At 58.4% G+C, this 19,389-nt stretch carries 12 protein-coding genes and 3 pseudogenes; 7 read left to right on the top strand and 8 right to left on the bottom strand.

Going from position 1 to position 19,389, the window contains the following annotated elements:
- Positions 1-692 precede the first annotated feature (692 nt).
- Positions 693-1,670, top strand: a complete 978-nt coding sequence (locus tag AC0V2S_RS00315; protein WP_475508032.1) for a radical SAM family protein — start codon at positions 693-695, stop codon at positions 1,668-1,670.
- 605 nt (positions 1,671-2,275) lie between these two features.
- A protein-coding gene (locus AC0V2S_RS00310) for an IS3 family transposase (RefSeq protein ID WP_475508031.1) occupies positions 2,276-3,498 on the top strand; the annotation gives its coding sequence in 2 pieces (ribosomal slippage) (positions 2,276-2,627 and positions 2,627-3,498; 1,224 coding nt in all).
- Positions 3,499-3,548: 50 nt separating this feature from the next.
- Here the strand turns inward: AC0V2S_RS00310 and AC0V2S_RS00305 are convergent.
- On the bottom strand, positions 3,549-5,501 hold the full coding sequence (locus AC0V2S_RS00305) for an acyltransferase family protein (RefSeq protein WP_475508030.1): 1,953 nt from the start codon (positions 5,499-5,501) through the stop codon (positions 3,549-3,551).
- 272 nt (positions 5,502-5,773) lie between these two features.
- On the opposite strand from AC0V2S_RS00305, the gene AC0V2S_RS00300 reads away from it, so the two are divergent.
- Together AC0V2S_RS00300 and AC0V2S_RS00295 are read left to right on the top strand one after the other, a co-directional pair.
- Entirely contained in the window at positions 5,774-5,974 is a 201-nt protein-coding gene (locus AC0V2S_RS00300) for a YjfB family protein (RefSeq protein ID WP_475508029.1), read from the top strand.
- A gap of 100 nt (positions 5,975-6,074) precedes the next feature.
- The gene (locus AC0V2S_RS00295) at positions 6,075-6,584 is read left to right on the top strand and encodes a hypothetical protein (protein ID WP_475508028.1); all 510 of its coding nucleotides are present in this window, start codon (positions 6,075-6,077) and stop codon (positions 6,582-6,584) included.
- Between the two features lie 60 nt (positions 6,585-6,644).
- On the opposite strand, the gene AC0V2S_RS00290 is transcribed toward AC0V2S_RS00295, so the two are convergent.
- From AC0V2S_RS00290 to AC0V2S_RS00280, 3 genes are all read right to left on the bottom strand, one after another.
- Positions 6,645-6,803: a YqaE/Pmp3 family membrane protein gene (locus tag AC0V2S_RS00290; protein WP_074939855.1), complete on the bottom strand. Its 159-nt coding sequence runs from the start codon at positions 6,801-6,803 to the stop codon at positions 6,645-6,647.
- Between the two features lie 79 nt (positions 6,804-6,882).
- The gene (speB, locus tag AC0V2S_RS00285; protein ID WP_475508027.1) at positions 6,883-7,842 is read right to left on the bottom strand and encodes an agmatinase; all 960 of its coding nucleotides are present in this window, start codon (positions 7,840-7,842) and stop codon (positions 6,883-6,885) included.
- Between the two features lie 11 nt (positions 7,843-7,853).
- The gene (locus tag AC0V2S_RS00280; RefSeq protein ID WP_475508026.1) at positions 7,854-8,948 is read right to left on the bottom strand and encodes a polyamine ABC transporter substrate-binding protein; all 1,095 of its coding nucleotides are present in this window, start codon (positions 8,946-8,948) and stop codon (positions 7,854-7,856) included.
- Positions 8,949-9,113: 165 nt separating this feature from the next.
- Here AC0V2S_RS00280 and AC0V2S_RS00275 point away from each other — a divergent pair, with 165 nt between their 5' ends.
- From AC0V2S_RS00275 to AC0V2S_RS00265, 3 genes are all read left to right on the top strand, one after another.
- The gene (locus tag AC0V2S_RS00275; protein WP_475508025.1) at positions 9,114-10,013 is read left to right on the top strand and encodes a LysR family transcriptional regulator; all 900 of its coding nucleotides are present in this window, start codon (positions 9,114-9,116) and stop codon (positions 10,011-10,013) included.
- Between the two features lie 84 nt (positions 10,014-10,097).
- Entirely contained in the window at positions 10,098-10,658 is a 561-nt protein-coding gene (locus AC0V2S_RS00270) for an NADPH-dependent FMN reductase (protein ID WP_475508024.1), read from the top strand.
- 398 nt (positions 10,659-11,056) lie between these two features.
- Entirely contained in the window at positions 11,057-11,716 is a 660-nt protein-coding gene (locus AC0V2S_RS00265) for an endonuclease (protein WP_475508023.1), read from the top strand.
- Between the two features lie 143 nt (positions 11,717-11,859).
- Here the strand turns inward: AC0V2S_RS00265 and AC0V2S_RS00260 are convergent, their stop codons facing one another.
- The 4 genes and pseudogenes from AC0V2S_RS00260 to AC0V2S_RS00245 form a co-directional block, all read right to left on the bottom strand.
- The gene (locus AC0V2S_RS00260; protein WP_475508022.1) at positions 11,860-13,638 is read right to left on the bottom strand and encodes an acyl-CoA dehydrogenase C-terminal domain-containing protein; all 1,779 of its coding nucleotides are present in this window, start codon (positions 13,636-13,638) and stop codon (positions 11,860-11,862) included.
- A gap of 413 nt (positions 13,639-14,051) precedes the next feature.
- Positions 14,052-15,844: pseudogene (locus AC0V2S_RS00255) on the bottom strand (acyl-CoA dehydrogenase C-terminal domain-containing protein).
- Positions 15,845-15,964: 120 nt separating this feature from the next.
- Positions 15,965-17,313, bottom strand: a pseudogene (locus AC0V2S_RS00250) (GGDEF domain-containing protein).
- A 212-nt stretch (positions 17,314-17,525) separates the two neighbouring features.
- Positions 17,526-19,328 (bottom strand): annotated as a pseudogene (locus AC0V2S_RS00245) (phenylacyl-CoA dehydrogenase).
- Positions 19,329-19,389: the final 61 nt, after the last annotated feature.

Below are 19,389 nucleotides of genomic sequence, written 5' to 3'. Positions count from 1 at the left end.
CCCGGAATTCATTAAAAAGTACAATCAATTTTCCGACTACAAAATGTATGGGCATGATGAAAGATGGATTTCTTGGCTTACCAAAGAATTATATGATGAAGGTACTGAACTACCTAAATTCATTTCTCGTCTTCTTAAAAAAACTATCTAGTAAAGCATGACTCGAATTTCACTCCTCCAAGTGAAAACCCCAATGTTGAAGCCGACCAAACGGTCGTGTATATGACAGTTAACAATGTAACGTACTCTTTGGCAATGCCAATGACAGAAGGCACACCTGAAAAAATTGAGACCGCTGAAAGTTCAATATTCTGGGAAATATTTGGTCGTCATTCGAATTCTAGAAGGTGTTCGAGAATAGCAATCCGCATACTTTTAACCTTTAGTCTTTTGTCGTTCGCTCTGGTCTTCGCGCAACATATCTATGCAGGCCTTTCTTATATCTTTCCTTGCATCAACAAGATACTCGGATGAGGAAAACTTATAGATACTCGGCCGCCATCACCAGCCAACTTGCATTTTGTGCAACCCCGCTAAGACTTGATAGCTATAATCACTGCCAATTCAGTTGCGGGTATTGCTTTGCTCGTACACGAGAAGGTTTTGGACGAGATGAGCGCCTGCAAATCTCCAATCCAGATGCTTTACGAAAGAGGCTGAGCAGAGTTTCGAGTGGAGTTATCCAGTCTGCATTGGATGAGTTCATTTCGAGAAGAATTCCATTTCAAATGGGGGGAATGTCTGACCCATTCTCCCCGATAGAAACCAAAGAAAAGAAAACCCTTGAATATATAAGAGTACTCAACGAGCATAATTATCCGTTCATAATAAGCACAAAAAGTTCTCTTTCTGGAACTATCGAATATACAGACGCGCTGCGTGACTCAAATTGCTACGTGCGCTTTTCCACAACCGTGATTTCAGATTCTGCGAGAAAATTTATTGATAAAGGCTGCCCGCCTATTATTGATTTAGCGTACGCCGCAGAAAGGTTATCAGCGATTGGCATTCCCGTTAGCTTCCGCATGCAACCGATAATCCCGGAATTTGAGGATAGCTTCGACAGACTGCTTCAAGTCGCCAAAACCGCTGGCGTAAGACACATCTCTGCCGAGTACTTAAAGGTCCCATTAGAAGCTAACGCTAATTTCGGCAAACCCCTCTCTGATCTTCTCGGAGGAGAACCTGTTTCACGCTACCGCCAGTATGGCGCCAGCAAGCAGGGCAGCGAATACGCTCTACCAAAATCGTATCGTTCCAAACATCTAATATACATGCAAAGTGAAACTAGAGCAGCTGACATGACCTTTGGCTTCGCTGATAACGACCTATTACTACACTCCGACGGTAGCTCGTGCTGTAGCGCTTCAGACCTGTACTTAAAAGATGCTAATTTTTTCTCCGCCAACATCGTAGCGCAGGCAAAAAATAAACTTATAGGAGAGACGCTGACATTTGATGACTTTGTGAATGAGTGGTTCCCGGAACTCTCTATAGCCACTTATCTAAACTCAAAGTCTCGGTTAAAGAAAACAAATGGCGAAACTTTAAAGTGGATATCTTATTTGCGAGCCATTTGGATTGGAGAGTACGGCATTTATTCGCCATCTTATTTTGACGGAATAATAGACACTGGGGAAAAGATCAGACCGGACTACCTATTTTTATGAGAGCTAAAAGTGAGCTCGAACAAACCTTTGGATTTTCCACCCCGAAAAAAAAATGAACGCTTAACGCCTTGCTGAAAATAAAAGATGCAGGATATTTAAACATTCAAAGTGTCTGCTTACGTTTTCAAAAGCAGCTAATTTTTTCGACCGTTTGAGTGCTCACTGACGTCCCGCTGCACACTAAAGAACACTGAAGCGTAAAGGTGGTCAATACTTCTCTCCGTGCGACCTAAAAAATTACTCACGCGGCACAGTGCTCAGCTTTTGGAGATTACTCTATGCTCACGATGGAAAAGTCAAAACCTGACCGTTTCGCGGTACAAAAAACAGTACGCTGACGGTACAGCGTCCAGCTTTTACAGATTTCGCTCAATTTCGCTTAACACTCTCTACGACGCTACTTCCAGCTAACTGTACCTACGCCAAGCTACGCCCGATTTCACTGGGCTTGCAGCGTTTCTAGCCAACTCATAATCCTTTGCTCCACGGTTCAAACCCGTGTGGCCCCACCAATTAAAAAGCCGCGCAAATGCGCGGCTTTTTTGTTTCTGCTGTCCCGTCCTGAATAAGGTTTACACCTTCTGACCTATTTTCAGGAGGACTCAATGGATTCGGGGAAAAGGCGCAGCCAGCGCGATTACACCTTGGCTTTTAAACTGGCGGTCGTTGATCAAGTCGAAAAAGGCGAGTTGAGTTATAAAGACGCTCAAACCCGCTATGGCATCCAGGGCAGGTCGACAGTGTTGGTGTGGTTACGCAAGCATGGTCGGCAGGACTGGAGCCAAGGCGCCTCCATTCGAGTTCAGAGGACCCGTGCCGTGAACGAGCCATCTGCACCGCTGACGCCAGAACAGCGGATCAAAGAGCTTGAAGAGCAGCTCGCCTTGAGCAACCAGAAGGCTCAATTTTTTGAAGCTGTCGTGAATGTTCTAAAGAACGACTACGGCGTTTCCATCGTAAAAAAGCGACCCGGCAAGTCCTCTCGCAAGGGCAAATCGAAGGCCTGAGTGTTACCAGGGCTTGCCTGTTCATGGGGATTTCGCGCCAGGCTTACTACAAGCGAATCTGGGCCGCCGAAGCCCGCGACCAGCATGATCAGAACGTGCTGGAGTTTGTCTTGGAGAAGCGCCGTCGCCAGCCAAGACTGGGGACGCGCAAGCTGCATCACTTGCTGCATATCGACGCTGAAGCGGGCCTACAAGTTGGTCGGGATCGCTTGTTCACGATCTTGCGAGAGGCCCGAGAACTGGTGCCTCGCAAGCGTGCCTACCACAAAACCACCCACAGCCATCATCGGTTCCGGCGCCATCCCAACCTGCTAAAAGAAGGGCCTGCACAAATCGTTGCTACGGGGCCTGAGCAAGTTTGGGTGGCCGACATAACCTACCTGCCGACCCAAGAAAACGTGGCGTATCTAAGCCTGGTGACAGATGCCTTCTCGCGAAAAATTGTGGGACACCACGTGCATGAGACGTTACACACAGAGTCGGTACTCAAGGCTTTGAAAAAAGCCGTGGGCGAGCGAAAAACTGATCAGCAGTTGGTCCATCACTCAGACCGTGGCGCGCAGTACTGCTCGGACCTTTACCAACGTCTGCACATCAAGCACGGCATCACTTGCTCCATGACCGATGGCTACGACTGTTACCAGAACGCGATGGCCGAGCGGGTGAACGGGATTTTGAAGATGGAGTTCCTGCTGCATCGCCCCAAAAACCTCGCGCACGCACGGAAGATGGTGGACGAGTCAGTGGGGATTTATAACGAAGAGCGGCCACATCTGGCCTTGGAATACAAAACGCCCGATGCGGTGCATCGGGCGTTTTGAGAGTGAAACAGGTGTAAACCTATTTCAGGACTAGACATGCAATGCCCAACTCAACCCTGCTTAAAAACCGCCTCAAACATCGGCCTAAGCACCTTATTCCCCGTCTCGCTCATGTGGTCATCATCAAAGTACAGCGGCCAGCCGTTGCGCGTGCCGGAGCAGCGTTCGCCGTCGCATAGCAATGGCAGCGGGTCGAGGATCTGCGCGCCGCATTGGGCTTGGGCTTTGTCTTGCAGGGCCCAGACAAATGCGTGCCGTTGGTGATAGGCGTTGAGGGTGGTGAACACGGGGCGCTCTTCCCCCCACACCATGCCGCGGGCAACCGTGCCGGGTATGTTGACGCCCATCTCCGGTACCGGTCGCATCAGGTACAGGGGGTGGTGTTTGGCGATCTGGCAGGCGGTGGCCAGGTAGTCTTTTTCCACCTCGGCCAGGTATTCGGGGGTGAAGCTGTCGTATTGGGTGCCGAACAAGAAAGCCGGGCGGCGTAGCGGTGGGTCTTCGGGTTCGCCGGGCAAGCCGCCGAACAGGTTGGCGGTGGTGCGGGTGACGAGTACCACGGGCACACCGGGGTATTCGTTGGCGAGGTGTTCACGGATTTGGGTGTTGAGGCGTTTGCAGTCTTTTCTGGGTGCCTCGAATGCCGACGAGAAGCTGATAAAGCAGCCGTTGGCGGCGCGCAGCAAAATGCCTTGGTCGGCATGGGGTAGCGCTGCGGCCAAGCTGCTCACGAGTGCGTCGGCGTGGCTGTCGCCGAGCATGATTGCCGCTACGTTGTGGCCGCCGTACACGCAGCGGGCGGAGGCTTTTTTGCAGGCAGAGCGGCGTTTGTCGTAGTTCTTTTTCTCGGCTTCAACGGCTGCAACGGCCGCCGGCACCCGCTGGGGGTAACCGTCGTGGGTGCGGATTAAACGCGCCGGGAGCATGCACAGCAGCACCACGACCACAATCAGCAGGGTGGCCGAAGCGGATTTGAAGCGGGCCAGGCCGCGCCGGGCCAGCACTTCCACCCAACGGTAGGATTGATCGCCGAGCAGCAGCGTAAGCAGCAGGCCGCCCGCTACCCAGAACGGGTCGGTGAGTTTTTGTGCGTACACCAGGGTGACCACCAGCGGCCAATGCCAGAGGTAGATCGAGTACGACCGCTCGCCCAGCCATTGCGCCACGCGCGAGCCGGTAAACCACGAGGCCTGGTTGGCGGCCAGCAGCACCAGCGCGGCGCCGAGCACCGGGAACAGGGCACGCCAACCGGGCCACTGGCTCTGTGGGTCGAGCAGCACGATGGCGCCAATAATCAGGGCAAAGCCGGCGCATTCCAGGCCGACGCGTAGCCGCGTGGAACCCTGTACATAAGGCGCCGCCAAAAACACCAGGCCGCCGGCCATCAGCTCCCAGGCCCGGGAACTCAGGCTATAAAACGCAGCGGCGGGGTTGCTCTCGGTCAGCTTCAGGCACCAGGCCAGCGAGGCAAGCGACAGCAGCGCCAGGGCAATGGCGACGGTTCGGCGGCCGGGCAGAAGCTTCCAGAGCGCCATCAGCACCAGCGGTTGCAGGATGTAGAACTGCCATTCAACGGAGAGCGACCAGGTGTGCAGCAGCCACTTTTCGTGGGACGACTGATCGAAGTAGCCGGCTTCGCTCAGGTAGGTCTGGTTGGAAACGAAGAAGACACTTTTATAGGCGTGCTTGGCCGCCATCTGGTATTCGTCGGGCAGCAGCCAAAACCAGCCGACGGCGAATAGCACCAGCGTTACGACCAGCAACGCTGGAATAATCCGGCGGGCTCGCGCCAGGTAAAAAGACCAGACAGAAAAACGCGCCGACTCCAGACCACCCACGATGATGCGGGTCATCAGAAAACCGGAAATCACAAAAAACACGTCGACGCCGACAAAGCCGCCGCCTATCCCTGTGATACCGAAGTGGTAAAGCACCACAGCTACTACCGCCCACGCTCGCAGTCCATTGATGTCGAGGCGAAATCCGTCTGAAGTTTGAACCATCAAAACAATTCCAAAAGGCGATACGAGGCCGAAGAGCGCGCACCTGTACGAATTCGTGCCGCATTGTATTGTTTCTCCTACAAAACTCGCAGCAGCTTCGTTAGCTACGCAGGCAATTCCCGACTGCCAGCGCGCTGGACCAACGGACCTCCAGCATTCCCCTTCCCGGCCGATACCCTCTGTTCGATAGCGCCTGGCCTGGGCGGCAAATTTGAACTTCAAGCGCTATAGGCCAGTCGACCTTAGGTAACCGTTAAATACGGAGGTACGGCATGGACATTTCCAGCGTTGCCACTGCGGTCTCGAATTCGAACTCAGCGAAGTTGGCTTCGGACGTATCGATCAAGATGCTTAACAAGGCTCTGGATTTTCAGGAGAGCAGCGCGCTGCAGCTCCTGGAGGCGATCCCCGAGTTATCGGCGGTTACCAGCAATCCGCCTAATCTTGGTAATTCGGTGGATGTAATGGCCTGACGGCAGATTGGCCTTCAGTGCGGGACGTTGCCTACACTGGGTTGATAAACAGACACCCGTAATGACTGACAACTGCCTTCATCGGCAGCATGGAGCGAAGATGACTCAGGACAATGCAAAACCAAGTTGGCATCAACAAGTGGCCGATGATCTGGTCGACCCGGTGATGAAGGACTTGACCTGGCACGGTCGGACCACCGACTGGTTTTTGCAGGATCTGGTGCAGCTGACCAATGAGACCGAGCTGCAGGTGGGCATCACCTTGTCGACGCCGGCCGGCCTTATCTCGGGCATTCTGATCAGCGTGGAGCAGTATTTCCGCCTGTTCGGCGAGTCGTTCGCCAGTTCCTGGCCGGTGGCGGATGCCGATCGGTTGCGCGCGCACTATGCCGAGCTGGGCAAGTCGCGACTGCCAACGTCCGACTCGGAAACCCCGCCGCCTGTACAGTACCTGCATCTGAAAGACGCCAAGCTGAGCACGCCGTCCGGGCAGTTGCCGGCCAGTGAAGGCTTGCTGTGGCGTGGCACCATCGCGTCCATTTCCGGCTTCTCGCTGGGCTTGCTCGCCGATGACCTGGGTGACGATATTCAGCTGACGCTTCAGCCGTAACCGTTATCCGTGAACAAAAGCCCCGCTATTGCGGGGCTTTTTTATGGGGCGGCGAACGGCTTAGCGTTTGGCGATGATGTACACGGCATGCACGATGCCAGGGATGTAGCCGCACAACGTCAGCAGAATATTGAGCCAGAACGCGCCGCCAAACCCTACTTGCAGAAAGACGCCCAGCGGCGGCAGCAGAATGGCGATCAGGATGCGGATCAGGTCCATGAAGTCAGTTCCTTTAGTGAGAAAACGTACCCCATAACCGACCCGCCGCCGTGCCGCGTGGTTCAACCTAACGCTGCCCTCAGTCTTTGTGCGTATGTTTCGCGGCGTACAGGCAGAGCATTTCCACGGCGATGGTGGCGCCGGCCAGGGCGGTTACTTCGGCGTGATCGTAAGGTGGCGCTACTTCAACCACGTCCATGCCCACCAGGTTGATGCCGCGCAGGCCACGGAGAATTTCCAGGGCCTGGTGACTGCTCAAGCCGCCGCATACCGGCGTGCCGGTACCGGGGGCAAAAGCCGGGTCGAGGCAGTCGATATCAAAAGTCAGGTACACCGGGTTGTCGCCAACCCGCGCGCGGATCTGTTCAGCGATCTGCTCCGGGGTATGACGGTGTACATGGCGGGCGTCGAGCACTTGAAACCCCATCACATCGTCGTTCGTGGTGCGCAGGCCGATCTGGACTGAACGCGCCGGGTCCACCAGGCCTTCGCGGGCCGCGTGATAGAACATGGTGCCGTGGTCGATGCGCTGCACCTCTTCGTCCGGCCAGGTGTCGCTATGGGCGTCGAAGTGGATCAGCGACAGCGCGCCGTGTTTTTTCGCATGGGCCTTGAGCAGCGGGTAGCTGATGAAATGGTCGCCGCCCAGGGTGAGCATCGCGCAGCCCGCGTCGAGTATTTCATCGGCATGGGCTTCAATGGCGCCAGGGGTGAGCTGCGGCTGGCCGTGGTCGAAATCGCAGTCGCCGTAGTCGATTACCGCCAGTTCATCGAAGGGGTCGAAGTCCCAGGCCGACGGGCGCGCCCAGGCCATCTGGCAAGACGCCGCACGAATCGCCCGTGGGCCAAAACGGGTGCCGGGGCGGTTGGTGGTGGCGGTGTCGAACGGCACGCCGCTGACCACTACGTCCACGCCCTGCAGGTCGCGGCTGTAACGGCGGCGCATAAAGCTGGTGATGCCGCCGTAGGTGGATTCGGCGGCTGTGCCGTAGAGGCTTTCACGGGTGATGGCTTGGTCGTTGCGAGAGGCCTGGTCCATTGCGTTGCTCCTTAGTAATGGCTGCGGAAGGCGGTCCACAGGCGAGTGCGATCACGTTGTGCCGACAGGCTTTGCATCTGGTCACTGAATAGGCGCGCACGCACCTCGGCCGGCGGGTAGATATCCGGATCGCTGGTGACGGCCGGGTCTACCAGGGCCGTCGCCGCACTGTTGGCGTTGGCGAAGAACACGGTGTTGGTGACTTCGGCGATGGCTTCCGGGCGCAGCATGTAGTTGATAAACGCGAGCGCTGCTTGCGGGTGCGGGGCATCCACCGGAATGGCCATGGTGTCGAACCACACCAGCGTGCCTTCGCGAGGAATGCGGTACACCACCTCGAACGGCTGCTTGGCTTCTACTGCCCGGGCAGCGGCGGTGGCGGCGTCGCCGCTGTAGCTCAGGGCCATGCACACCTCGCCCTTGGCCAGGTCATCGATCTGCCGGCCGGAGGCGACGTAACGCACGTTCGGCTGCAGCTTGGCGAGCAGTTGCTGCACGTCTTTGAGGTCGGCCGGTTTGTCGCTGTAGGGGTCGTGGCCGAGGTAGTTGAGGGCGATGCTGATCACTTCCTGCGGCGAGTCGAGCACGCCGATACCGCAGTCTTTCAGCTTGCTGGCGTATTCGGGCTTGAACAGCAAATCGAGCGTATTGAGCGGCACGTCTGCGCCCAGGCGTTTGCTCACGGCCTCCTTGTTCAGGCCCAGGCCAACAGTGCCCCAGGTGTAGGGCACGCCGTAGCGGTTGCCGGGGTCGGAGGTGGCGAGTTTGCCCAGCAGGTCGGGGTCGAGGTTGCTGTAGAGCTTGAGGCCGCTGTGGTCGATGGGCTGCACAGCCTTGGCTTTCACCGCGCGGGCCAGGCCGCTGGACGATGGAAACACCAGATCGTAGCCGCTGCCGCCGGTGAGCAGTTTGCTGTCCAGGGCTTCGGGGCTGTCGAACACGTCGTACTTGATCTGAATGCCGGTTTCAGCCTGAAAGGCTTTTAGCGCTTCAGGACCGATGTAGTCGGACCAGTTGTAGATATTCAGCGCCTTCTCTTCGGCCTGGGCCGACAGGTGCATCGGCAAAGTGGCGGCCAGCAGTAAAGCGCACGCGGTAATTCGCATGGTGATGATCTCCTGGGCAGATGACGGTTACCGCGCTTCTCAAATGAACGCCACTCAGCGGTGGCCGGAAGCTCTGGATGGCGTCGATACTGCGCCGCGCTTTGCTTCTGATAAATGCAAAGTGATATACCTTGGCATCGACAGCCATCAATGTTTGGAGCCGCCATGCTCAGCCAGGTACGCGACCTTGATCTGCAACTGCTGCGGCTGTTTATCGCCGTGGTGGAGAACGGTGGCTTTAGCGCCGCGCAAGGTGATCTGGGCATTGGCCAATCCACCATCAGCACGCAGATGGCCAAGCTGGAAACCCGTCTGGGCTTTCGCGTGTGCGAGCGCGGCAAAGCCGGGTTTCGCCTGACGCCCAAGGGTGAAGAAGTGCTGCTGGCCACGCGCAAGCTGTTCACTGCCCTCGATGTGTTCAAGAACGAAGCGCGCGGCATGGCCGACAAGCTGCTGGGGGATTTGTGCATCGGTTTATCCGAAGCGCTGGACCCGCACGTGCTGGCCAAGGTGAGCGAGGCCATCCGCCGTTTCCGCCAGCGCAACCAGGCCGTGCAAATCGAGTTGCGCAGCGCAGCACCGGCCGAGCTGGAGCGGCGCCTGTTGCAAGACCAGATGCACCTGGCCATCGGTTATTTTTCCGGGGTGCAGGCGGCCATCGATCATCAACTGTTGTTTACCGAAGAGCAGGCCCTTTATTGCGCCGAAGGGCATCCGCTGTTTGCCCGCAAGAAAGTAACCCTGGAAGAACTGCGCGCGCAGGACGGGGTGAAATACCCGTACCGGTTCGACCAGGCCGACGACCCTTGGCAGGCGCAAGTCAGCAGCGCGCGCAGCGAGCAGGTGGAAGGCACGCTGGCATTCGTGTTGTCGGGCGCTCACTTGGGTTACTTGCCGACGCATATCGCAGCGCCCTGGGTGCAAGCCGGTCGGCTGCGTGCGTTGTTGCCGAAACAGCTGGGCTTCAGCGTCAATTTCTACCTGGGCAGCCACCGCGGTCGCCAACCGAGCGAGGCGCAGAAGGCGTTTTCCGCCGACTTGTTCAGTGCGTTCAAGCAGCACTGAGAAGGCTCTAACCGGGGCGGTGCAGCGGCAAACGCCAGCTATAGTTCCTAGCTCACCCTTTTCCATCCCGCCTGAGGAGTCACCATGAGCAAGGTTCACCGCGTCGCGGTTTTGGTTGGCAGTCTGCGTAAAGCCTCGATCAACCGTAAGCTGGCACTGGCCCTGGCCGAGCTGGCACCGCCCTCGCTGCAGTTGGAGATTGTCGAAATCGGCGACCTGCCGCTCTACAACGAAGATATCGACGTCAGCCCGGCGCCGGCCGCCTACACCGCCTTCCGCGAGAAAGTGAAAGCTGCCGAAGCGCTGCTGTTCATCACCCCGGAATACAACCGCTCGGTGCCGGCGCCGCTGAAAAACGCCATTGATGTGGGCTCACGCCCCTATGGCCAGAGCGTGTTCAGCGGCAAGGCTGGCGGCGTGGTCAGTGCCTCGCCCGGCGCGGTCGGCGGCTTTGGCGCTAACCACCATCTGCGCCAGTCGATGGTGTTTCTCGACGTGCATATGCTCCAGCAGCCGGAAGCCTACTTGGGCGGTGCCGGCAGCTTCTTTAGCGAAGACGGCAAACTGAGCGACGGCATCAAACCCTTCCTGCAGAAATTCATCGACACCTATGCCCAATGGGTGGCGTTGCACAGCAAAGGCTAAGCGCGGCCCGCAGACAAAAACACCGACAGAGCGTCGGTGTTTTTCTGACTGGCGGGAAATGCAACCCCGGAAAAAAGAAAACCCCGCCGAGGCGGGGCTTTGCAGACTGTGTCCTGACGATCCGTAATCAACCATCATCCTGATGGAAATCCAGCGTATCCCTGTTGGTTCCTTGGCGCTTCCTACGCAACGTCCATGGGAAAAGAGAGTAACCAGACGTTATTACTAACAAAAGTGGCGATAAGCAGCACGCTTTGTAAGCTTTGGCTTACACAGGTTTAAACCAAGCCTTATGGTCGGCTTTATTTTGTGAAGGGCGTCTTGTTAGACTCGCATTGTCCTACAAAATAACAACACAATCAGATCGCCGAATTTTGCAGTTCCCTGGGGTTAGTCTCATGCGCGCCGTAGCAGTTGCCGTCGCTGGTTTAACGTTTTGCGCGTGTTGTGCCGCGTTTGCTGGCGGGCAAAATCAGCACTCCGATCCCAAGGTCGCCATCGACCAATTCTTCTGGAAACAGCTCTACGCCAAAGGCGGCACCACCTTGTACTGCGCCAAACCTTTTACCGGCGAGCGCGGCCAGGTCACGGCCAGCCTGGTGTATACCGCCAAGCAGATCAAATCGGCGCTGCGCTGCGTCACCGACGAACAATGCACAGCCGCCAACCCGCAATACCCCTTCATGTTGAGTGACCTGCACAACATGTACCCAGCGTTGAGCCTGGTGGAATTGGCGCGGCGCAATGCGCAGTTCGGCGAGCTGGGCGATGGCGTGACGAGCAAGTTCAGCGATATCGGCTGCGATCTCAAAGCCAGCTTTCAATTGATCGAACCGCCGGACTCAGCCAAGGGCAACGTCGCCCGGGCGATTTTCTATATGCGCAGCGAGTACGGCTTGCCCGTCGTCGGGCAGCTGCAGATGTACAAGAAGTGGAACCAGATTGACCCGCCGGATGCCGAGGAAAAAGCCCGCAACGACCAGATCGAAGCGCTGCAAGGCACGCGCAATCGGTATATCGATGCGCCGGCGGCGGCGGATCAATTAACCCAGGAATAATGCCGCCAGGGTTCGTTGGGCTTCGCTGCGCTCAACCCAACCTACGGTCCGGAGTTCTCGCCGCGCGGTAGGTTGGGTTGAGCCCGCGAAGCCCAACAAAAAGCCCCGCATCTGCGGGGCTTTTTGTTAACGCCGAACAGTCATCAGAACTGCGAAGCGTCCAACAGGAACAGCGACTCGCTACCCGCTTTGACCGAAGCGGTCAGCGAGTGGATACGCGGCAGCAGACGTGCGAAGTAGAAACGCGCGGTGCCCAGTTTGCTGGTGTAGAACTCGTCCTGACCTTCCTTGCCCAGTGCGGCACGGGCCATCAGTGCCCACATATAGGCATAGGCGGTGTAGCCGAACACGTGCAGGTATTCCACCGAGGCCGCGCCGATTTCATTCGGGTTGCCCTTGGCGCTTTCCAGCACCCAGGCGGTCAGGTCGTCGAGGTTGGCGACGGCGGCTTTCAGCGGCTCGATGAACTCGGCCAGCGAGGCATCAGCGCTGCCGGTGAAGGCTTTGATTTCATCGGCGAAGTGCTTGTAGAACGCGCCACCGCTGCCGACGATTTTGCGGCCAACCAGGTCGAGCGCCTGAATGCCGTTGGTGCCTTCGTAGATCTGGGTGATGCGTACGTCGCGCACCAGCTGCTCCTGGCCCCACTCACGGATAAAGCCGTGGCCGCCGAAGATCTGCTGGCCGTGCACGGTGGTTTCCAGACCGAGGTCGGTAAGGAACGCTTTGGCGATCGGAGTCAGCAACGCCACCAGCTCTTCCGCACGCTTGCGGGTGGTGGGGTCTTCGCTGAACTTGGCGGTGTCGAGTTGCATGGCCACGTAGCTGGAGAACGCGCGGCCACCTTCGTTGCTGGCCTTCATGGTCAGCAGCATGCGGCGTACATCCGGGTGCACGATGATCGGGTCGGCGACTTTGTCTTTGGCCACCGGGCCGGTCGGCGCGCGGCTTTGCAGACGGTCACGGGCGTATTCAACAGCGCTCTGGTACGAACGCTCGCCAGCGGCCAGGCCTTGAATGCCTACGCCCAGACGCTCGTAGTTCATCATGGTGAACATCGCCGCCAGGCCTTTGTTCGGGCCGTCGATGATGTAGCCGGTAGCGCCGTCAAAGTTCATCACGCAGGTAGCCGAACCCTGGATGCCCATCTTGTGTTCGATGGAGCCGCAGGTAACGGTGTTGCGCTCGCCCAGGCTGCCGTCGGCATTGACCATGAACTTGGGCACCAGGAACAGCGAGATGCCTTTGGAACCAGCCGGTGCGTCCGGCAGTTTTGCCAGCACTAGGTGGATGATGTTTTCGGTCAGGTCGTGCTCGCCGCCGGTGATAAAGATCTTGGTGCCGGTCACTTTGAACGAGCCGTCAGCCTGCGGCTCGGCCTTGGTGCGGATGATGCCCAGGTCCGTACCGGAGTGCGGTTCGGTCAGGCACATGGAGCCTGCCCAGACGCCGGCATACATGTTCGGCAGGTAGGTTTCTTTCAGCTCGGCGCTGGCGTGGGCGTTGATCGACAGGCAGGCGCCGGCGGTCAGCATCGGGTACAGGCCGAACGACAGGTTCGCCGCGTTGAGCATTTCTTCAACTTGCGCGCCGAGCACTTTAGGCATGCCCATGCCACCGTAGGTGGGGTCGCCGCCCACGCCTACCCAGCCGCCTTCGCCGTAAATTTTGTAGGCTTCGGGGAAACCGGCCGGGGTGTTCACCACGGTGTTGTTCCAGCGGCAGCCTTCTTCGTCGCCGCTGCGGTTCAGCGGGGCGATGGTTTTAGCGGTGACTTTGCCGGCTTCTTCGAGGATCGCCTCGGCGGTGTCTGCGTCGACGGTTTCCGCCAGTGCAGGCAGCTGCTGCCAGAGTTTGGAGACCTCAAATACTTCATTGAGGACAAAGCGCATATCGCGCAGGGGAGCTTTGTAGTCGGCCATGTGACGATCCTCGAACGATCCAACGATACGGCCCAGCGGCCGGTATGGGGCAGGGGTCGGAGTTTACCCGAACAACTTTTCAGACACATAGGGTCATGGTGCGACCGGCAGGTCGCACCACAGTCATGCTCGACAACGATCGGCTGCGCGTCGGCAGGGCTGCGTTAAAAACGACTTTCCAATGCTCATTGGCTACAGCCAACTCCGCTTGAAAAGCCGTTTTTGCCTTGCCCTGCTCTAGCTCGCTCGATCTCGATATGCAGCGACGCTGATATCTAAAAATCAAAAGCTCGAGGCTGAAGCCTCTCCTACCTGGACCTCGGTTTCCTGTGGGAGAGGCTTCAGCCTCGATGCTGTTGATCTCCAAAAAACAAAAGCCCGCCATAAAGGCGGGCTCTGTTCAGCCTAGGCGCTTAACCAGCGAACTGCTCGGCGCTCAGTTGCATCAGGCTTTCGCTACCGGCTTCCACGCCGGCGCGGTGCACCAGGGTGCGCGGCAGCAGGCGTTTGAAGTAGAAGTCGGCGGTGGCCAGTTTGGCTTGGTAGAACGCGGCATCACCGCTGCCCGCCTCAAGCTTTTCCTGGGCAACCACAGCCATGCGCAGCCAGAAGTAGGCCAGCACCACGTAGCCGGAGAACATCAGGTAGTCAGTAGCAGCAGCGCCCACTTCGTCCGGGTTCTTCATCGCGGCCATGCCGACCTTGGTGGTCAACTCGCCCCACTCTTTATTCAGGCCGGCCAGTTGCGCGAACGGCCCTTGCAGCTGCGGATGCGCGGCGTTGGCTTCACAGAATTTGTGCACCAGCTTGGTAAAGCCGCGCAGCAGTTTGCCTTGGCTGCCGAGCACTTTACGGCCCAGCAGGTCGAGGGCCTGAATGCCGTTGGTGCCTTCGTACAACAGGGCAATGCGGCAGTCGCGTACCAGCTGCTCCATGCCCCACTCGCGAATAAAACCGTGGCCGCCAAACACCTGCATACCGTGGTTGGTCACCTCAAGACCGGTCTCGGTCATAAAGGCTTTGCAGATTGGCGTCAGGAAGGCCAGCAGGTCTTCGGCTTCCTGGCGCTGCTCGGCGGTGTCGGCGTGCAGTTGGTCGAGCAACTGGGCGCAGAAGTACGAGAGCGCGCGGTTGCCTTCGTTGAAAGCTTTCATGGTCAGCAGCATGCGCCGCACGTCCGGGTGGACGATGATCGGGTCGGCCGATTTTTCCGGGGCTTTGGCGCCGGTCAGCGAGCGCATTTGCAGACGCTCGGTGGCGTATTTCAGTGCGCCCTGGTAGCTGGTTTCGCCCAGGCAAAGACCCTGCATGCCGGTACCCAGACGCGCATGGTTCATCATGGTGAACATGCAGTTCAGGCCTTTGTTCAGCTCACCGATCAGGAAGCCTTTGGCGTTATCAAAGTTGATCACGCAGGTAGCGGAGCCTTTGATGCCCATCTTGTGTTCGATGGAGCCGCACGACACGGCGTTGCGCTCCCCGGCTTCACCGTCGGCGGCCGGCAGGAACTTGGGCACGATAAACAGCGAGATACCTTTGGTGCCAGCTGGTGCGTCCGGCAGCTTGGCCAGCACCAGGTGCACGATGTTGTCGCTCATGTCGTGCTCGCCGGAGGAGATGAAAATCTTGCTCCCGGTAAGCGCGTAGCTGCCGTCGGCCTGGGGCACGGCGCGGGTTTTGATCAGGCCCAGGTCGGTGCCGCAGTGGGCTTCGGTCAGGCACATGGTGCCGGTCCAGCTGGCGGCGGTCATGCGCGTCAGATAGGCCTGTTTTGTTCTTCTGTGCCGTGGGCGTAGATGGCCGCCATGGCGCCTTGGGTAAGGCCCGGGTACATGCCCCAGGCGTAGTTGCTGGAGCCGATCATTTCGCTGAACAGCAGGCCCAGCGAGTGCGGCAGGCCCTGGCCGCCGTAGGTCGGGTCTACCGACAGGCTCATCCAGCCGCCTTCGGCAAATTGCTGGAAGGCTTCTTTGAAGCCTTTCGGGGTGGTGACCACGCCGTTATCGAATGTGCATTCCTCTTCGTCGCCGGAACGGTTCAGCGGCGCAATCACTTGCTCGCAGAACTTCGAGCCTTCTTCGAGGATGGCATTGATCATGTCCGGCGAGGCATCGACCGCGCCCATGGCCGCATAGCCAGCGTGGAAGTCGAAAACTTCGTCGACCAGAAAGCGCATGTCGCGCAGGGGAGCCTTGTATTCGGGCATGGGAGATTCTCCTTGGCAGGGACGCGGTAAGCGTCTTCGAGGCGAACAAACTACTGCCGCCCCAAGCCTCGAACAATCACGTTGCGCCCGCTGAATGCGCGCCTATAAGCGTACCGGGCGCTAGGCCGCTGGCGTTTTCGCCGCGGCCACCCGCACCGCACCGCGGCGGTTCTGGCCGTGCTGGACCACGCAGTTGCGCCCGGCGCCTTTGGCCGCGTAGAGCGCGCGGTCGGCGGCCTTGATCACCTCTTCCGGGGTGCGTTGGTCGCTTTCCTTTTCCGCCACGCCGATGCTGACGGTCACCGTCACGCTGGTGGCCGCTGCGGCGCCACGGCGCTGCCTGCCCTTGGTGTCGTTGTGCGGGCGGCTGCCTTTGTCGCGCAGCTGGATTACGTAACTTTCCACGGCCTGGCGCACGGTCTCCAGGTGCGGCTTGCACTCTTCCAGCGTCTTGCCGGAGAACACCAGGGTGAACTCCTCGCCGCCGTAACGGTAAGCCTTGCCGCCGCCACCGATCTTGCGCAGTTGGTTGGCGACTACGCGCAGTACCTGGTCGCCGACGTCGTGACCGTGGGTGTCGTTGAATTTCTTGAAGTGGTCGACGTCGGCCATCGCGATCACATAGTTGCGGCCCAGGCGCGGCAGCCGTTCATTCAATGCACGGCGCCCAGGCAAGCCGGTGAGTTCATCGCGAAAGGCCATCTGATAGGCCTCATGGGCCACCGCCACCGCGAGGATCAGCATCACCTGGCTGCTCATCACGTTCAGGCCGTGGGGCAGCAGAAAGGTTTTGGGCAGCATCCAGCACAGGCCGATCAAACCAACCAGTTGGGCGGCGTGCAGCGGCCGAGGTTTGTAGATGTATTGAGCAATCAGCCCGATAAAGGCCAGCAGGAATACCGGATACGCCAACTGCACCATGCTCATCCATTCGCCGTGCAGCGAAGGCCAGCGGATCTGCGCCAGCCACTCCAGCAAGCCCTCGGGTAGCGCTGCGCCAGGCCCAGCGCCACGGCGCCTACCGCCAGCACAACGGCCGAGCGGGCGACCATATCGCGGACCAGGTGAGTGCGTTCCTGCCAGGCGGCAAAAATGCCGTACATCAGCGGCAGCAGCAGGCTGCACAAGTGGAACACCAGCGCGGCATCGGGGCGCGCCTTGCCGGTAGCGCGGAAGAAGTCGGCCTGGGTATCGAGCACAAAGTAGGCGCAATACACCACCACCAACAGAAACAGCTCGCGCTGGCGGGAATAAATCAGGCAGAAGGCGCCGCCCAGGCTCAGAAGCAAGGTCGGCAATACGTTGAACAGCGAGGTAAAGAACTCGTTCAGTAGCTGCAAACTGGCAGCCGCCATCCCGACCACCAGCAAGAGCAGCGAGGGAAGAAAATGGCTAAATCGGATGGCTTTGAGGCGATGCACAGGGCGTGTTCCACGAGCCGCCAGAAGAGGGCGGCGAACGGCTGGCATTTTGCCTATTTCTTGGGCGTTCGGCACCGTTTCATGTCGAAATTTCTCCTTATTGAGTGGGAGAAAGATCAAGAGCATCGAGGCTGAAGGCTCTCCCACTGGGTACGAGGTTCTTGGGGGAGAGGCTTCAGCCTCGATGTTTTTGCGGGCATAAAAAAACCGCCCGCCTGTTAGGGCGAGCGGTTTTTCTCAACCGGTGCAGCCGCTACAACTTAGTAGCCCAGGGAGAAGTCTTCTTCTGCCAGAGCCATCAGGTTGTTAGCGCCCGACAGCATGGTTTCTACGTGCGTACGGGTACGCGGCAGAATACGCTGGAAGTAGAAGCGCGCGGTTGCCAGCTTGGCTTTGTAGAAGGCTTCTTCGTTGGTGCCGGCAGCCAATTTCTCAGCGGCCAGACGAGCGATGTCAGCCCAGAAGTACGCCAGGCACGTGTAGCCGGAGTACATCAGGTAGTCGACGGAAGCAGCACCCACTTCTTCGCGGTCTTTCATGGCAGCCATACCGACCTTCATGGTCAGCTCGCCCCACTCTTTGTTCAGCTTGGCCAGCGGCGCGGTGAACTCGGCGATGGCTTCGTTACCTTCGTTGGCTTGCAGGAACTTGTGCACGATCTTGGTGAAGCTTTTCAGAGCTTCGCCTTGGGTTTGCAGGACTTTACGACCCAGCAGGTCGAGGGCCTGAATACCGGTGGTGCCTTCGTACAGCATCGAAATGCGGCTGTCGCGAACGTTCTGCTCCATGCCCCACTCGGCGATAAAGCCGTGGCCGCCGTAGATTTGCACGCGTGGTTGGCGGCTTCGAAGCCGACTTCGGTCATGAACGCTTTGGCGATCGGCGTCAGGAAGGCCAGCAGTGCGTCGGCTTTCTTCTTGGCTTCTTCGTCTTGGCTGTACTTGACGATGTCCACTTGCTGAGCGGTGAAGTAGACCATTGCGCGGTTGCCTTCGGCGAACGCTTTCATGGTCAGCAGCATGCGACGTACGTCAGGGTGCACGATGATCGGGTCAGCGGCTTGTCCGGCGCTTTCGGGCCAGTCAGCGAGCGCATCTGCAGACGTTCACGAGCGTACTTCAGGCCGCCCTGAAAGCCGATTTCAGCGTGTGCCAGACCTTGCAGCGCAGTACCCAGGCGAGCGGTGTTCATAAAGGTGAACATGCAGTTCAGACCTTTGTTCGCTGGGCCGATCAGGAAGCCGGTGGCGCCGTCGAAGTTCATCACGCAGGTGGCGTTACCGTGGATACCCATCTTGTGCTCGAGCGAGCCACAGGACACGGCGTTACGGGTGCCAACGCTGCCGTCTTCGTTCACGTTGAACTTCGGCACGATGAACAGGGAAATACCTTTGGTGCCCTGAGGGGCGTCCGGCAGGCGAGCCAGAACGATGTGGACGATGTTATCGGCCATGTCGTGTTCGCCAGCGGAGATGAAGATCTTGGTGCCGGAAACTTTGTACGAGCCGTCCGCTTGCGGTTCAGCTTTGGTACGCAGCATGCCCAGGTCGGTGCCGCAGTGCGGCTCGGTCAGGCACATGGTGCCAGTCCACTCGCCCGATACCAGTTTGGTCAGGTAGGTGTGCTGTTGTTCCGGGGTGCCGTGCTCGGAGATGGTGTTCATCGCACCGTGCGACAGGCCTGGGTACATGCCCCACGACCAGTTCGAGCTGCCGACCATTTCGCTGAGCACCAGGCCCAGGGATTCCGGCAGGCCTTGGCCGCCGTGGTCAACGTCGTGCGACAGGCTTGGCCAACCGCCTTCTACGTATTGTTTGTAGGCTTCTTTGAAACCAGTCGGGGTTTAACGCCGGACTCGCTCCAGGTGCAGCCTTCCAGGTCGCCAACGCGGTTCAGCGGCGACAGCACTTGCTCACAAAACTTGGCGCCTTCTTCGAGAATGGCATCAACCATGTCCGGGGTAGCATCTGCGCAAGCCGGCAGGCTCTGATAGTGCGCTTCGTAGCCGAGCAACTCGTCACGTACGAAACGAATATCACGCAAGGGGGCCTTGTAATCAGGCATAGCGGTAACCTCTACGATGTGGAGACCGGCTTGGCGGTCTTGTGCGAGATCTTTCTCTGAT

It is taken from the genome of Pseudomonas sp. CC11G (assembly GCF_056174845.1).
This window is presented reverse-complemented; position numbering and strand designations above follow the sequence as displayed.

Excerpts from the sequence above, each read along its gene's own strand:
- AC0V2S_RS00305 (WP_475508030.1), bottom strand. The coding sequence starts at position 5,501 with ATGGTTCAAACTTCAGACGGATTTCGCCTCGACATCAATGGACTGCGA.
- AC0V2S_RS00300 (WP_475508029.1), top strand. The coding sequence starts at position 5,774 with ATGGACATTTCCAGCGTTGCCACTGCGGTCTCGAATTCGAACTCAGCG.
- AC0V2S_RS00295 (WP_475508028.1), top strand. The coding sequence starts at position 6,075 with ATGACTCAGGACAATGCAAAACCAAGTTGGCATCAACAAGTGGCCGAT.
- AC0V2S_RS00290 (WP_074939855.1), bottom strand. The coding sequence starts at position 6,803 with ATGGACCTGATCCGCATCCTGATCGCCATTCTGCTGCCGCCGCTGGGC.
- speB (WP_475508027.1), bottom strand. The coding sequence starts at position 7,842 with ATGGACCAGGCCTCTCGCAACGACCAAGCCATCACCCGTGAAAGCCTC.
- AC0V2S_RS00280 (WP_475508026.1), bottom strand. The coding sequence starts at position 8,948 with ATGCGAATTACCGCGTGCGCTTTACTGCTGGCCGCCACTTTGCCGATG.
- AC0V2S_RS00275 (WP_475508025.1), top strand. The coding sequence starts at position 9,114 with ATGCTCAGCCAGGTACGCGACCTTGATCTGCAACTGCTGCGGCTGTTT.
- AC0V2S_RS00270 (WP_475508024.1), top strand. The coding sequence starts at position 10,098 with ATGAGCAAGGTTCACCGCGTCGCGGTTTTGGTTGGCAGTCTGCGTAAA.
- AC0V2S_RS00265 (WP_475508023.1), top strand. The coding sequence starts at position 11,057 with ATGCGCGCCGTAGCAGTTGCCGTCGCTGGTTTAACGTTTTGCGCGTGT.
- AC0V2S_RS00260 (WP_475508022.1), bottom strand. The coding sequence starts at position 13,638 with ATGGCCGACTACAAAGCTCCCCTGCGCGATATGCGCTTTGTCCTCAAT.